At 67.3% G+C, this 13,731-nt stretch carries 14 protein-coding genes and 1 tRNA gene; 3 read left to right on the top strand and 12 right to left on the bottom strand.

The genetic code is table 11. From position 1 onward, the window contains the following. Positions 1-199: 199 nt before the first annotated feature. From phoA to J2Y54_RS16085, 3 genes are all read right to left on the bottom strand, one after another. Positions 200-1,606 carry an alkaline phosphatase gene (gene phoA, locus J2Y54_RS16095; protein ID WP_310041241.1) on the bottom strand — a complete coding sequence of 469 codons (1,407 nt, stop codon included), beginning with the start codon at positions 1,604-1,606 and terminating at the stop codon, positions 200-202. Positions 1,607-1,707: 101 nt separating this feature from the next. Continuing rightward, positions 1,708-1,782 (bottom strand) — tRNA-Gln (locus J2Y54_RS16090). Positions 1,783-1,883: 101 nt separating this feature from the next. Further along, on the bottom strand, positions 1,884-2,987 hold the full coding sequence (locus J2Y54_RS16085) for a branched-chain amino acid aminotransferase (RefSeq protein WP_310041239.1): 1,104 nt from the start codon (positions 2,985-2,987) through the stop codon (positions 1,884-1,886). Positions 2,988-3,041: 54 nt separating this feature from the next. Here J2Y54_RS16085 and J2Y54_RS16080 point away from each other — a divergent pair, with 54 nt between their 5' ends. Continuing rightward, a complete protein-coding gene (locus J2Y54_RS16080; protein WP_310041237.1) occupies positions 3,042-3,524 on the top strand; it encodes a MarR family transcriptional regulator in 483 nt (160 codons plus the stop codon). 2 nt (positions 3,525-3,526) lie between these two features. On the opposite strand, the gene J2Y54_RS16075 is transcribed toward J2Y54_RS16080, so the two are convergent. Further along, entirely contained in the window at positions 3,527-4,156 is a 630-nt protein-coding gene (locus J2Y54_RS16075) for a hemerythrin domain-containing protein (protein WP_310041234.1), read from the bottom strand. A 61-nt stretch (positions 4,157-4,217) separates the two neighbouring features. Beyond that, positions 4,218-5,021, bottom strand: a complete 804-nt coding sequence (gene proC / locus J2Y54_RS16070) for a pyrroline-5-carboxylate reductase (RefSeq protein ID WP_310041231.1) — start codon at positions 5,019-5,021, stop codon at positions 4,218-4,220. 136 nt (positions 5,022-5,157) lie between these two features. On the opposite strand from proC, the gene J2Y54_RS16065 reads away from it, so the two are divergent. After that, positions 5,158-5,808, top strand: coding sequence for a hypothetical protein (locus J2Y54_RS16065; RefSeq protein WP_310041228.1), 651 nt, complete (start codon positions 5,158-5,160; stop codon positions 5,806-5,808). A 40-nt stretch (positions 5,809-5,848) separates the two neighbouring features. After that, positions 5,849-6,190 carry a hypothetical protein gene (locus J2Y54_RS16060; protein ID WP_310041226.1) on the top strand — a complete coding sequence of 114 codons (342 nt, stop codon included), beginning with the start codon at positions 5,849-5,851 and terminating at the stop codon, positions 6,188-6,190. Positions 6,191-6,218: 28 nt separating this feature from the next. Here the strand turns inward: J2Y54_RS16060 and J2Y54_RS16055 are convergent, their stop codons facing one another. The 7 genes from J2Y54_RS16055 to J2Y54_RS16025 all read right to left on the bottom strand — a co-directional run bounded on the left by J2Y54_RS16055 (position 6,219) and on the right by J2Y54_RS16025 (position 13,657). Next, on the bottom strand, positions 6,219-6,725 hold the full coding sequence (locus J2Y54_RS16055; protein WP_310041223.1) for a YbjN domain-containing protein: 507 nt from the start codon (positions 6,723-6,725) through the stop codon (positions 6,219-6,221). Positions 6,726-6,836: 111 nt separating this feature from the next. Beyond that, positions 6,837-7,139, bottom strand: coding sequence for an accessory factor UbiK family protein (locus J2Y54_RS16050; RefSeq protein WP_310041221.1), 303 nt, complete (start codon positions 7,137-7,139; stop codon positions 6,837-6,839). Between the two features lie 59 nt (positions 7,140-7,198). Continuing rightward, a complete protein-coding gene (locus J2Y54_RS16045; protein WP_310041218.1) occupies positions 7,199-7,750 on the bottom strand; it encodes a TspO/MBR family protein in 552 nt (183 codons plus the stop codon). Between the two features lie 26 nt (positions 7,751-7,776). After that, the gene (locus J2Y54_RS16040) at positions 7,777-10,878 is read right to left on the bottom strand and encodes an efflux RND transporter permease subunit (protein WP_310041215.1); all 3,102 of its coding nucleotides are present in this window, start codon (positions 10,876-10,878) and stop codon (positions 7,777-7,779) included. Next, complete coding sequence (locus J2Y54_RS16035) at positions 10,878-11,942, bottom strand: efflux RND transporter periplasmic adaptor subunit (protein ID WP_310041212.1); 1,065 nt, start codon at positions 11,940-11,942, stop codon at positions 10,878-10,880. Before J2Y54_RS16035 ends, J2Y54_RS16040 begins: the two co-directional genes overlap by 1 nt. A gap of 190 nt (positions 11,943-12,132) precedes the next feature. Beyond that, positions 12,133-12,405: a hypothetical protein gene (locus tag J2Y54_RS16030; RefSeq protein ID WP_310041209.1), complete on the bottom strand. Its 273-nt coding sequence runs from the start codon at positions 12,403-12,405 to the stop codon at positions 12,133-12,135. Between the two features lie 37 nt (positions 12,406-12,442). Further along, positions 12,443-13,657, bottom strand: a complete 1,215-nt coding sequence (locus tag J2Y54_RS16025) for a hypothetical protein (RefSeq protein WP_310041207.1) — start codon at positions 13,655-13,657, stop codon at positions 12,443-12,445. Positions 13,658-13,731 lie beyond the last annotated feature (74 nt).

Raw genomic sequence — 13,731 nt, 5'->3', positions numbered from 1 at the left:
CGCACCGTCTAACCCCTTGTTCCGGGGCGAACCGTGCGCCTGGTTTTTGGTGACCAACAAAGCGTTCCGTCTGGAGCACCGCGTCGGTGGAGTGGGCATCTACGGGTCGAATCGAATCCCGTCAAGCGATTCGATCATCTTTTTTCGGGGGCATGCGATTTTTCTCGAAACCCCCTCCGCACGCCCCTCCCCGCGCGGCTCATTTGAGCCGCAGCGCGTCGCGGATGATGTAGTGGAGATCGGTCTGGTCGAGCAGCCCGCTGACATTCGCCGCGCGCGGGCCATAGGCAGCAACGCGCAGCTGCGCGCCGGTATGCCCCTGCGACCCTTCCTCGGCCGTGCCGTAATGCACGGTCATGATTGCTCCTTCACGCGTTGCCAGCGCGGCAGTCAGCCCCGGCGCGCGCGTGCCATTGGCGATCATCAGGCTGCTGTGCGCGTGATCGGCAGTGACGATCACCAGCGTATTGCCATCGGCGCGCGCAAATTCGAGCGCGACCTGAACCGCTTCGTCCAGATCCACCGTCTCGCCGATCTGCCCGCACGGATTCGCGGCATGATCCTGTTTGTCGATCGATGCGCCTTCGACCTGGAGGAAGAAGCCCTTGCGGTTCGGCTTGAGCAGCGCGATCGCCTTGCGCGTCATCGCGGCGAGCGTCGGCATTTCGGCCGTGCGCTGCGGATTGGGCTGGCACGTCACCGGCGGCTTGTCGAGATTGCCGCGCACGCTCGCGCGCGGGCCGAGCCAGCGGACCGGCAGGTTGCCCGGCGCGAACAGGCCGAGCAGCGGCTGGGTCGAATCGGCGCGCGTCACCGCCGCCAGCGCATCGGCATCGCGCACGATGCGGAACCCGCGCTCGGCCGCCTGATCGGCGACGCTCCGGCCCGCATACGGTCCGGCCTTGGCCAGTTCGGCAAAGCTCGCCGCCCCGCCGCCCAGCACCAGGTCGGCGCGCGTGTCGAGCATCTGCTCGCTGATCGACCCGAGCCCGCCATTCTCGCGCGCATTGGCCGGACAAATGCGGCTGGTCGCTTCCGGGCCATAGCAACGGCGATGCGTCACATGCGCGACGAGCGCCGCCGGGGTGGCATCCTGCACTTCAGCCGTCGTGACATTGCCGGTGGCGAGGCCTGCGGCCTTGGCCATCTGGATCAGCGTGCGATGCGGCCGCCCCTGCAGGTCGACGCCGATCGCGCCATTATAGCTTTTGACCCCGGACGCCCAGGCCGTCGCCGTCGCCGCGCTGTCCGCGACATAGTTCGGCTTTCCCGTTTCGCGATCGAGCGAATAATGTGTCATCTGCCCGGTAAAGGGCAGCGCATCGATCCCCTTGAAATAGCCGCCCGCCCCTTCGGCATAGTTGCGGGCGATGGTGATTTCGGAATCGCCCATGCCGTCACCGATCAGCAGGATGACGTTCCGGACCGTCGCCGGCCGGGCGAGCTTGCGCAGCTGGGCCTGCTGGTCCCCCGCGAGCCGCCGCGCGCCGCCCGGCTCGCGCACATCGCCACGCGCGCCGCGCACGAGTTCGGGGGCAGTGTGCTGGGCCGTCGCGGCCGGTACGCCGAGCATCAGGACGGTGGTGAGGGCGGCGCGTGCGAACATCGACAGGTCTCCACAGAAACCGGTCGGCTATCGCGCAAATGTGACAAAATGGCGGTAACCCGCGCGGTGCGGACCGGGCCGGCTCGCAAATCCGCTGTGACTGGCTGGGGCGGCTGGATTCGAACCAGCGCATGGCGGTACCAAAAACCGCTGCCTTACCGCTTGGCTACGCCCCACCATGTCGTGGAAGCGAGGCCCTTAAAGCGCCGCGCCGCTGCTGAAAAGGGGGTTTTAGACGGCGCCTGCCGCGATCGATGACGGGCTGGCGCTGCCGTGCTCAGCCGAAGCGATGCACCCAGCCATGCGGGTCGGGCGCCTCGCCGCGCTGGATCGCGGTCAGCCGTGCCTTGATCGCTTCGGTGACCTGTCCCGGCCCGCCGCTGCCGATGGTGAAGCCGCCAGCGCGATTCTTGACCTGGCCGACCGGGGTGACGACCGCCGCGGTACCGCAGGCAAAGGTCTCGACCAGTCGCCCGCTCTTGGCGTCGGCTTCCCACTGGTCGATCGCATAGGGTTCCTCGCGCACCGTGATCCCCTGCTCGCGCGCCAGCGCGATGATCGATTCGCGCGTGATGCCGGGCAGGATCGTGCCGGTCAGCGGCGGGGTGACGATGCTGCCGTCGTCGAACACGAAGAACAGGTTCATGCCCCCCAGTTCCTCGACCCAGCGGCGCTCGACCGCGTCGAGGAACACGACCTGATCGCAGCCCTGCTGGATCGCCTCGGCCTGCGCGACCAGGCTGGCGGCGTAGTTGCCGCCGCACTTGGCCGCCCCCGTCCCGCCGGGGGCAGCGCGGGTATAATGGTCCGACACCCAGATCGTGACCGCCTTGGCCCCGCTCTTGAAATAGGCGCCAGCGGGCGAGGCGATGACAAGGTAGAGATATTCGCTCGCCGGCTTCACGCCCAGGAACACCTCGCTCGCGAACATGAACGGGCGCAGGTACAGCGACCCGCCTTCTAGGCTGGGGATCCAGTCGCGGTCGGCGGCGACCAGCGCCTCGAGCGATCCGATGAACAGATCATCGGGCAGTTCGGGCATCGCCATGCGCCGCGCGGATTCGCGGAAGCGGCGGGCATTCTCTTCCGGACGGAACAGCGCAGTGCCGCCATCGGCCAGGCGATAGGCCTTGAGCCCCTCAAAAATCTCCTGCGCATAATGCAGCACGGCGGTGGCCGGATCGAGCATCAGCGGGCCGCGCGCGGTGATCTTGGCATCGTGCCAGCCCTGGCTGTCCGACCAGCGGATCATCGCCATATGATCGGTGAACAGCTTGCCAAAGCCCGGGTCGGCGAGCAGCCGCGTGCGCTCGTTCGCCGCGACGGGAGCCGGATTGGCTTCGATCTGGAACGTCGTGCTGCTCACTTCACTCTCCCGCATGGCCCCGGAATTGGGCGTTGCGCAGGCCTAAGCCCGATGGCAAAACAGGTCAACATGGCTGTCCCAACTGCGTCCCCACTATTTCTTCGCGAGGCCGAAATCCGGCGGGGCGTGGAACTGCTGTACTTCGGCTACAGCAACCTCACCCGCTCGATCGACGAAGGGCTGGCAGCACAGGGCTTGGGCCGCGCACATCATCGTGCGCTCTACTTCGTCGCGCGCCAGCCCGACATCACGGTGGGTGAGCTGATCACCTTGCTCGCGATCACCAAGCAGTCGCTCGGCCGGGTGCTGACCGACCTGACCGAACGCGCGCTGATCGAGACGCGCCCGGGGCGCGAAGATCGGCGGCAGCGGCTGTTGCGGCTGACCCCTGCGGGGACACAGCTGGAGGCGCAGCTGTTCGACGCGCTGCGCGAAAAGATGACCGCCGCCTATTCCTCGGCGGGACAGGCGGCGGTCGGGGGCTTCTGGGCAGTGCTCGAAGGCCTGATCCCCGCCGACGAGCGCAAGCGGGTGTCAGACCTGGGGCGTTAGGGTCACGCCACCTTGAACCCCTCGCGGTTCATCGCCTTGGTCAGCACCGCGTTCTTCTCGTCCGACAGGCTGGCGCGCAGCTGCGGGAACAGCCGCTCTTCCTCGTCCTTCATATGCTCCTCCAGTTCGCTGCGCAGCTTGCGGATCGTCGCCAGAAACTGCGGGCTCGCGGCGGGCATGTTGTCGAGTTCATAGAGGTGCTGCTTCACATAGCCGTGCTCGCTGTTGAGCGCATCGGCTTCCGCGACCTTCCCCGCCTCGCGCAGCGCGGGATAGATCACATTTTCCTCCTCGATCGCGTGCTTGGCCAGCGCGTGCTTGAGCTGGGTCAGCATCATCGTGCGGCGCGCGGTGGCGGTGTCGTCGGTCGCCGCGATCGCGTCGAGCAGCTTGAGCACCGCCTGATGCTCGGCGATCAGCCCGTCCATCCAGTCCCCCGCCAGCATCGTCGGCGACTGCACCGCCGCCTTGCGGCCGAGCATTGCCAGCACGCCCAGCGCGGCACCCGCCGCGGTCGCGCCGGCAATTGCGCCGAAGCTGCCGCCCCAGCTGCTCTCTTCCTTGAACCGGCCCTGGCTGTCGCGGGCCTGATTGTCTGCCTGGTTCGCTCTGCTCTGCGTCTTGGTCGCCATCATCGCCTCCATCGGTTGGATATTGGCGCGACAACGTTTTCAGCGGGTTGGACGTTCCGCGTCAGCCGCGCGCGGCGGCGGCCAGTTCGGCGTTGCGGCGCTCGGACGCGTCCAGCGTCGCGGTGAGCAGCCGGACCAGCGCCGCGTCGGCGTCGAGCATGTCGAGCCCCTTGCGCGTCGACCCGCCGGGACTGGCGACCCTGTCGGCGAGCATCGCGGGGCTGTCGCTCGACCGGGCGGCGAGCAGCGCCCCGCCCTCGACCGTCGCCAGCGCCAGCCGCAGCGCCTGATCGGCCGGGATGCCGACCGCAGTGCCAGCCTCAGCCAACGCGTCGATGAAGCGATAGACAAACGCCGGGCCACTGCCCGCCAGCGCGGTCACCGCGTCGAACCGCGCGACATCGACCCATTCGACCAGGCCGAGTGGCGCCATCAGCGCGCCCACCCCGTCGCGCGCGTTCGCATCGGCGCTGTCGCTGTGCAGCGCGACCACGCCCTTGCCGATCTCGACCGGCAGGTTGGGCATCGCGCGGATAATCGCGCCCGCATCGAACCGCGCCGCCAGCGCCGCCTCCTCGACCCCGGCGAGGATCGACACCAGCATCGGCACGCCGGCGATGCGGTCCGCAATCTGCTCGGCGATCGCGTCGAGCTGCTGCGGCTTGACCCCCAGCATCACCGCGTCGGGCAGCGCGCCGTCGGGCAGCACCCGCCCCTGCCGCACCCCATCGGGCAGCTCGCGGTCGCTGCGGTTGAGGACGAACACGTCCGCCCCCTGCACCGTTCCCGCCGCGATCCAGCGCCGCAGCATCGCCCCGGCCATATTGCCGCATCCGATCAGCCACAGGGTCTTGGGGGTCGTCATCGCTGCCACTCCGCTTATTGCCCGACGCCCGTCCAAGAAGCACCGCGCCGGGTCAAGCCCCGGAAATAGCACCGCCTTCGGTTGACCGGGTCTCGCCAGCCGGTACGTTCCGCTTTCGCAATTTTCGGAGACTATAATGGCGTATTGGCAGGGTTTGGTGACGGGTGCGGCGGTAACGATCGCGGCGGTGGCGTTGGTCGCGGCCGCTAAACCGCAGAAATTCGGTACGATCGACGTCGAGCGCATTAATGTCCGCGAACCCGACGGCACGCTGCGACTGGTGATCGCTAGCAAGGGCCGCTTCCCCGGCGCCTTTTACAAGGGCGAAGAGATCGCCCGCCCCGACCGCGCCTTTGCTGCGGGCATGTTGTTCATGAATGACGAAGGGACCGAGAATGGCGGCCTGATCTGGGCCGGCAAGAAGGATGGCGACACGGTCAATGGCGGCGCGAGCCTGACCTTCGACCGCTATGAGAATGACCAGACGCTTCAGCTGCTCCAGACCGACAATGGCAACCGCGACAGCGCCGCGCTGATCATCTCCGACCGTGGCTCGGAAAGCATGTTCACCAAGGCCGATGGCAAGGCCGCGATCCGCCCCGATGCGTCGAGGGGCGCCCCCCGCCTGTTCGTCGGCAAGTCGCGCGACAAGGCATCGGTGGTGATGCTGCAGGACGCGAGCGGCAAACCCCGCCTGATGCTCAAGGTCGCGCCCGACGGCGGCGCGGCAATCGACTTCCTCGACGACACGGGCAAGGTGGTGAAGACGATCGGGCCGGAGGGGTGATTTTCGCGCACGTGCAAAATGGACCGATGGAGAAAATTCAATGCTGTACGCAATTGTGATTGCGGGACTTTTGTTGCCCACCAACCCAGGGCAAGAATCAGAAACGCCGGGCGTCACGGAGGTTGCTCCCGGCGTTCGTCAGATCGATGGTGCCAAGGTTCCAAGCCGATCGGTCGATACGGCAGCGGTCGAAGCGCTTATAAAGGAGAGCAAATCCTTCTCCGCAGTAGCGAAAGTGCTTGGGGGCAAGGGGATCGCATCACCTGGGCCCGCGAACACGACAACGCACATGTACAAGATCACCGACCAAGCGAGCGGCAAAGCACAGGTCGTGGTCTTGTTTGTTCGCGGCAACGCGATCGTCGATTATTTGATTACCTGAACGGCGGCGGGAGGCGCTCGCGCTTCCGTTACGCCTCGCCGCGCGTATCGATCAGCGCCGCCGCAATCGCGTCCTTCGGGGTCTTGCCACCCCACAGGACGAACTGGAACACCGGGTAAAAGCGTTCGCACTCGTCGATCGCGCTTTCGACCAGCAATTCGGTGTGCTGCAGCGTGATCGATGCGCCGTCGTCGCCGGGGATCATCGCGGCGTGGCGGTAGAGCAGGATGCCGCTCGACGACCACAGCTCGAAATGGCCGACCCACAGCTGTTCGTTGACCAGCCCGATCGTCTCGTAAATCGCACCGCGGCGCTCGTCCGGGATGCGCACATCCGGGAACGCCAGGAACTGCAGCACGCTGTCATCCTCGCGCCAGATCGCGCGCAGCTCATATTCGGTCCAGCTGCCCTTTACCTTGGCAACCACCTCATCCTCTTCGCGCGTATGGTTCCAGCCATGCGCCGCGAAGTAGCTTTCCAGCATGTCGATCGGCGCGGCGTCATCGTCGCGCTCATAGTCGCTCTCATCGAGCATTCCGGTCGTCCTCCGCCCGGCCCTTGCCTGACGCGGTTGGTGCCAATCCTTGCCGCGCTGCACAAGCAGCTTAGCATGAACCGGGCGGAAATAGATGTGGAAAAGGCGCGGTTAGGCCTCCGGTGCCGCCTTCTTCGCCTTGGCCGGCTTGGCCGGCGCGGCGCCGCCCGCGGCCAGTGCTGCCTCCAGCGCCTCGATCCGGGCACGCAGCGCGTCATTCTCGTCCCGCGCCGCAGCCGCCATCGCCTTCACCGCCTCGAACTCGTCGCGCGCGACGAAATCCATGCCGCCGACAAAGCTGCGGAACCGCTCGCGCGCGGCGCTCTCGCCCTCGCGCGCCATGCCGGCCATGGTGCCGGCCGCGCCGTTCACGAACTTCACGAAATCGTCGAAAATGCGGTTGTCGCTCTGCATTGTCTATCTCCTGGGCGGCAGCGGGCCGGTGCCGCACGTTCAGCGCCGCTGAACCGAATTCAGATACTCATCTGGGGCGCGGACTGCGCCGGGACAAGGGTTTGGGCGTTGGGGTTGAGCTGATCGATCTGGAAGCACAGCCAGCCCGCCAGCCCCAGCCAGCCGAGATACGGGATCATCAGCACCGCCGCGCCCGTCCGGATCCGCCCGAACAGCAACAGCGTCACCAGCGCCAGCAGCGCAGCGACGCCCGCCAGCACCATCGCCCAGAACACCTGATGCATGCCGAAGAACAGCGGCGCCCAGCCCAGGCCGACGCCCATCTGGACCGCAAACATCGCCAGCGCCGGGCCGCGCAGCGTCGAACCGCGCGCGTTGATGATCATGGCGAGCGCAAGGCCGAGCAGCGCATAGACCACTGCCCAGATCACCGGGAACGCCCAGTCGGGCGGGGTCTGTGCCGGCTTTTCCAGCATCTGATACCACAGATTCTCGGCTCCGGTCGGAGCGATGCGAGCCGAGGCAAAGCCGAGCAGCAGAATGAACGGGACGGTCACCACCGCCCAGCGCAGAAACGCAAGCCGCAACTGTCCCTTGGACGCAATCTCCATTCCCCGCTCCCCGTTCGTGCGGCCGGCTATTCCGCCGGCTGTGGCGCGGCCATTGCCGCGTCGAGTTCCCGGCTGATCGCTTGCGGCGAACCGGTCCACTTGGCAAGTCTGCTATACAGGATCGGGATCAGGAACAAGGTGATCAGCGTCGCCAGCATCACCCCGAACACGATCACCACGCCGATTGCCGAACGCGCACCCGCGCCCGCCCCGCCGGCCAGCATTAGCGGGACGGCGCCCGCCGCGGTCGCGATCGACGTCATCAGGATCGCGCGCAGCCGTCGCGCCGACGCCAGGCGGATCGCCTCGGCGATGCTCTTGCCCTCGTCGCGCAGCTGGTTGGCGAATTCGACGATCAGGATGCCGTTCTTCGCTGCCAGTCCCACCAGCATGACGATGCCGATCTGACTGTACAGGTTCAGCGTCTTGCCGAACACGAACAGCCCCAGCATGCCCCCCGCCACCGCCAGCGGCACGGTCATGATGATGACACCGGGGTGGATGAAGCTTTCGAACTGCGCGGCGAGCAGCAGGTAAACCACCAGAATGGTCAGGCCGAACACCAGCAGGATCGACCCGCCGGTCTCGATAAAGGCCTGGCTCTCTCCGCGATAGCCGACCGCCAGCACTTCGGGCGACTGCGCCGCCTGTTCCTGCAGAAAGGCCAGCGCCTCGCCCAGCGAATAGCCCGGCCCGACCCCGCCCGACAGGGTGATCGCGCGCAGCTTGTCATACCGGCCCAGGTCGCGCGGACCCGACACCTCGCGCGTCGTGACCAGATTGGACAGCGGGACCAGCGATCCGTCGCGCGCGCGCACCTGGATCTGCGCCAGATTGGCCAGCGTCGATCGCCCGGCCTCGTCCGCCTGGACGATCACGCGATATTCCTCGCCCCGGTCGAGATAGGTCGAAACGCGCCGCGAACCGAGCAGCGTCTGCAGCGCCTGGCTCACATCGCTCACCGATACGCCAAGGTCGCCGGCACGGGTCGTGTCGACCTCGATCCGCATCTGCGGCTTGGTTTCCTTGTAATCGGAATCGAGGTTGATGATGCCGGGATTGGCGGCGGCAGCGGCGATGATCCGGTCGCGCGCGGCGGCCAGCCCTTCATAGGTATTGCCCGCGATCACGAAGTTGATCGGCTGTCCGCGCCCGCGGCCCAGCGCCGAACGCACCTGCGCATTGCCGCGCACTGCCGGCTCATTGGTCAGGATCCGGTTGATCTGCTGCGCGACCTCCTGCGTCGAACGGTCGCGCTCTTCCCATGTCTTGAGGAAGACGATGAACGCGCCGCTGTTGAAATCGTCGCTCGCGCCGAACCCGCCGGGGGTGCGGGTGATGATCGTGCGTACCGTACCCTCGTCGAGCAGCGGCAGCAGCTTGCCCTGCACGTCGAGCATGTAGCGGTCCATCTGGTCGAACCCGGTACCCTCGGGCGCGCTGATCTGGACCTGTGCGACGCCCTGATCCTCGGGCGGAACCAGTTCGGACTGCAGCGTCGCAAAGGCGCCACCGGCTGCAATCAGGAACGCCAGCACCGCGATCAGCGGCAATGCCGGCTTGTCGATCGCGCGCGACAATTGGCGTCCGTAAAAGCCCTCCAGCGCCTGGAAGCGCGCATCGACCCAGCTGGTAAAGCGGCCGCGCTTTTCCTTGCGCAGCATCTTCGAACACAGCATCGGGGTCAGGCTGAGCGCGAGGAAGCCCGAAAAGGCAATCGCGCCGATCATCGCCACCGCCAGTTCGCGGAACAACAGGCCGGTCTGCCCGGCCAGGAAACAGATCGGCACGAACACCGCACAGACAACCAGCGTGGTCGAGATCACGGCAAAACCGACCTGGCGCGTCCCCTTGAACGCCGCCACCAGCGGCGGCTCGCCTTCCTCGATCCGGTGATAGACATTTTCGAGCACGACGATCGCATCATCGACCACCAGCCCGATCGCCAGCACCAGCGCCAGCAGCGTCAGCAGGTTGATCGAAAACCCGAACAGCCACAGCACTGCAAACGCGCCGAGCAGACAGATCGGAACCGTCACCGCCGGGATCAGCGTCGCGCGCCACGACCCCAGGAACAGGAAGATCACGAGCACCACCAGCACCGCCGCCTCGGCCAGCGTGTGCCAGACCTTCTCGATCGCACGACCGATGAACAGCGAGTCGTCGGAGCCCACGGTGATCGACATGCCCTCGGGCAGGTCGGCCTTGAGCGCCTCGGCCTCGGCCTTCGCGGTTTCGGCGACCTCCAGCGTGTTGGCGCCCGACTGGCGGACGATGCCCAGGCCGACGGCCGACTGGCCGTTCATGCGAAACGCATTATACGGGTTCTCCGGCGCCTGCTCGACCTTCGCGACATCGCCCAGCCGGACCAGATAGCCGTCCGCGCCGCGCCCGACGATCAGGTTCGAAAAGTCGCCGGCGGTCGCAAAGGGGCGATCGACGCGCAGCGTGCGGTTCTGCTGCTGCGATTCAAGCCGCCCGGCCGGCAGTTCGACATTCTGGCTGCGCAGCGCCGCCTCGACATCCGCCGGGGTCAGCGCATAGGCAGCCAGCCGCGTCGCATCCAGCCATACGCGCATCGACGGACGCGCATCGCCCGCCACGAATACGCGCGCCACGCCGTCGATCGTGCTGAACCGGTCGACCAGGTTGCGGTCCACATAATCGGACAGTTCGAGCCGCGACCAGCCGGGGCGCGAGATCACCAGGAACAGGATCGGCGAACTGTCGGCATCGACCTTGCGCACTTCGGGCGCGATCACCTCTTCGGGCAGGTCCTCGACCACGCTGCCGATCCGGTCGCGCACGTCGTTCGCCGCCGAGTCGATGTCGCGGCCGGGCCGGAATTCGATCGACACGTCCGACACGCCATCGCGCGAGCGCGACGTGATCGTCTCGATCCCCTCGATCCCCGACAGCGCTTCCTCGATCGGCTGGGTGATGCGCGCCTCGATCACGCTCGCTGCCGCGCCGGTATAGGCGGTCTCGACCGACACGACCGGCGGGTCGGTGTCGGGATATTCGCGCACCGACAGGCTCAGAAACCCGACGATCCCGATAATCGTCAGCAGGATCGCCAGCACTGCGGCGAAGACCGGCCGGCGGACGGAGAGGTCGGACAGCTGCATCAGTTACCCTTGCCCTGCTTCGCCGCCGCGGGGGCCGCATTGCCCGGCCCGGCGGTGCGGACCTGCTGCCCGTCGGCGATCTTGACCACCCCTTCGGTCACCACCCGCTGCCCGGGCTTCAGCCCTTGCGTCACCTCAACCAGCCCGTTCTGGCGCAGCCCGGTGCGGATCGGCACGCGCTTCGCCTTGCCATTGTCGATCGTGAACACGAAACTCTGATCGCCCTCGCCCACCACTGCCAGTTCGGGCACCGCCGCAGCGGTCCGCGCCTGCGCCTCGATCGCCACAGTCAGCAGCATGCCGGGCTTCAGCTTGCGGTCGCCATTGGCGAGCACCGCACGCACCGTCGCGGCGCGGGTCTGGGGATTGAGCACCGGATCGATCGTCGCGACCGTCCCGCGGAACGGCTGGTCGGGATAGGCCGCCGCGACCGCCATGATCGGCTGGCCCGGCCGCACCTGCGCCAGCAACGTTTCGGGAACGGTGAAGTCGAGCTTGATCCGGCTGACATCGCTCACCGTCGCGATCTCGGTCCCCGCGCTGACGACCGCGCCGGCGGAAATGTTGCGCAGCGACACCCAGCCCGCGAACGGGGCCCGAACCACGCGGTCGCCGATCGACGCTCGTGCCTCGGCCGCCTGCGCTCCGGCCTCGCTCGCCAGCGCCTGCTGCGCATCGACCGCACTGCGCGTTGCGAAGCCGCGCGCGCGCAGCGCCTCGAGCCGGTCGAGCTGCTGCTGAGCTTCGCGGGCGCGCGCCGCGGCCTGAGCCAGCTGCGCCGTCTCCTGCCCCTGCGCCAGCACCGCGATCACCTGCCCGCGCGCGACATAGGCGCCATCCTCGAAATTGAGACGCAGGATCCGCTCGGTCACCGGCGCGGTCAGCGTCACCTGCTCGTTGGCGCGTGCCGTGCCGACCGCGTCGATCCGTTCGACAAAGCGCGCCGACTGCACCGCCCCGAGTGTCACCAGCGGCGCCTCGCGCCCTTTTTTCTGCGCGGTTTCGCCTCCGCCGCACGAAGCAAGCAACGCGGCCGGTGCCGCCAGAACAAGAATCTTTCGCATGAACAAGGGGCGCTACGGTTACCGGGGGGGAAGAGCAAGCTTTCCAACCCTTTTGTCGCAAAACTGTGTCAGCCGCGCAGCGATCTGCCCGGAAACGCAGCGTTTCCCATCACCGCACCCAGCCCCACGCCAGACGGGTCGGGCCCGGTCCGGACCCGACCCGCCTGTTCGCCCGACCGGGCCGACGCGCTCAGAGCGGGATCACGCTGACCGATTTGCCCACGCTTTTGCGCACCGCGTCCAGGTCGTCGAAATCGCGCCGTGCCGCGACCACCGCGACCATCTCGGTCGGGCTCTGCATGATCTTGCCGAGCAGCGTCTTCAGCAGCGCCGGATTTTCGAGATAGGGGTTGATCGCGTTCGCAAAGGCAAAGGCGGCGCGCTTGTCGGCCGCGCTGTCGGCCTGCGCCACCAGCGTCTGCAATTCCTTCGACCAGTCGACCTTGTCAAATTCGTCCTTCATCGAATCCTCCATCGTCAGCGTCACCCCCGGCGCACCCTCACGCCGGCTCGACCTCGTATCGCGCCATCTGGCGCACCACCCGTGCCGGACAGGGCAGCGTCGGCAGTGCCGGCTGCGCTGCGGGCAGGTCGGCCGGGTCGACCAGCGCCAGGTCCTGCCCGAATGCCGGCAGGTCGGCGCGCGGCTCATCCTCGGCCACGAAGATCTCGTGCTCCACGCGACAGAACAGGTCGGTCGCCGCCGCGAAGCGATAGGCAATGCCCGGTTCGATCGTGTAGCTGATGCGCGGGTCGCAGGTCAGCGTAGCCGACGCGGCGCGGCCATAGCTGGCTGATCCGGGGCGCAGGTCGATCGTGTCGAGCTGAACCGCCGTGCCCTCCCCGGTCAGCAGGCTGTACCATTTGCGCGTGCGCCGATGCACGAACAGCGCGACCGCGCCGGGCCGCTGCGCGGGCAGGTGCAGCACATCGGCAACCCCGGAGTCGGTATTGGGCACCAGCGTCCACGATGCCTTGCCGGTGATGGCATAGCGCGAACGGTGTGCGGTCACCCCCGGCACCGCCGCGACGGCGGCGAGCAGCGGCGCCAGGTCGCGCCCCTCCTGATCCCAGGCATGTTCCTGGAACATCACATATTGCTCGGTCCCGCCGATCCGCAGCTTGAACCGCGTCGAATAGGCCTTGGGCTCGCCCAGCACCGCCTGCGACAGGCGCGTCATATATTCGTGCAGGCTGTCGGGCAGCCGGTGCGGATTGACCTCGACCACCGGCGGCGCCTCCGCATCGCGCAGCACCGACACCAGGTCGTTGTTGACGTTCCAGTGCGGGTTATGCTCCGCCGAATACCAGAGTGGCTCGTCGCGCGTGACGATCCCGGCCAAGCCGTCAAAGGTGTGCGCAATGCCCCGCTCAATCACCAGCCGCCGCGCCGGACTGGCGTGAAAGCGCGCATGCACCCGCTTGTGCAGCGTCCGGCTCCCGGCACGGCAATCGATGAAATGGCCGTCGATCACCCGGTCGGGCGCGCCGAAAAAGGTCAGCCGGTCGTCCTGGCCGATATGGATCCCCGATGTCGAATAGGCAAAGTCCGGGCCATGGGTCACGAAATCGGACACCAGCGGGCCGGGGCTCGACATGACCTTGAGGTCGAACCAGCCGGGGTGAACCGCAAGCGGCGCCAGCGCGTTCGGCGCGAAATACAGCCCCGCAATCCCCAGTTCGGCGTCCAGTGCGTCGCGCGCAATCTCGATCATCGCCCCGCTCCCCCGTGCCACAGCGCCGCCGTGCCGATGCAGCACGCTGCCCCGATCGCCGACCCGTTGCCTGA

This window comes from Sphingomonas sp. BE123 (genome assembly GCF_031456015.1).
Classification (GTDB): Bacteria; Pseudomonadota; Alphaproteobacteria; order Sphingomonadales; family Sphingomonadaceae; genus Sphingomonas.
Note: the sequence above shows the minus strand (reverse complement) of the source record. Positions and strands in the feature narration are given on the sequence as shown.

Coding starts and splice junctions, on each gene's coding strand:
- J2Y54_RS16040 (WP_310041215.1), bottom strand. CDS start 10,878: ATGCAGCTGTCCGACCTCTCCGTCCGCCGGCCGGTCTTCGCCGCAGTG.
- J2Y54_RS16025 (WP_310041207.1), bottom strand. CDS start 13,657: ATGATCGAGATTGCGCGCGACGCACTGGACGCCGAACTGGGGATTGCG.
- phoA (WP_310041241.1), bottom strand. CDS start 1,606: ATGTTCGCACGCGCCGCCCTCACCACCGTCCTGATGCTCGGCGTACCG.
- J2Y54_RS16035 (WP_310041212.1), bottom strand. CDS start 11,942: ATGCGAAAGATTCTTGTTCTGGCGGCACCGGCCGCGTTGCTTGCTTCG.
- J2Y54_RS16045 (WP_310041218.1), bottom strand. CDS start 7,750: ATGGAGATTGCGTCCAAGGGACAGTTGCGGCTTGCGTTTCTGCGCTGG.
- proC (WP_310041231.1), bottom strand. CDS start 5,021: ATGACGACCCCCAAGACCCTGTGGCTGATCGGATGCGGCAATATGGCC.
- J2Y54_RS16075 (WP_310041234.1), bottom strand. CDS start 4,156: ATGGCGACCAAGACGCAGAGCAGAGCGAACCAGGCAGACAATCAGGCC.
- J2Y54_RS16080 (WP_310041237.1), top strand. CDS start 3,042: ATGGCTGTCCCAACTGCGTCCCCACTATTTCTTCGCGAGGCCGAAATC.
- J2Y54_RS16065 (WP_310041228.1), top strand. CDS start 5,158: ATGGCGTATTGGCAGGGTTTGGTGACGGGTGCGGCGGTAACGATCGCG.
- J2Y54_RS16060 (WP_310041226.1), top strand. CDS start 5,849: ATGCTGTACGCAATTGTGATTGCGGGACTTTTGTTGCCCACCAACCCA.
- J2Y54_RS16055 (WP_310041223.1), bottom strand. CDS start 6,725: ATGCTCGATGAGAGCGACTATGAGCGCGACGATGACGCCGCGCCGATC.
- J2Y54_RS16030 (WP_310041209.1), bottom strand. CDS start 12,405: ATGAAGGACGAATTTGACAAGGTCGACTGGTCGAAGGAATTGCAGACG.
- J2Y54_RS16050 (WP_310041221.1), bottom strand. CDS start 7,139: ATGCAGAGCGACAACCGCATTTTCGACGATTTCGTGAAGTTCGTGAAC.
- J2Y54_RS16085 (WP_310041239.1), bottom strand. CDS start 2,987: ATGCGGGAGAGTGAAGTGAGCAGCACGACGTTCCAGATCGAAGCCAAT.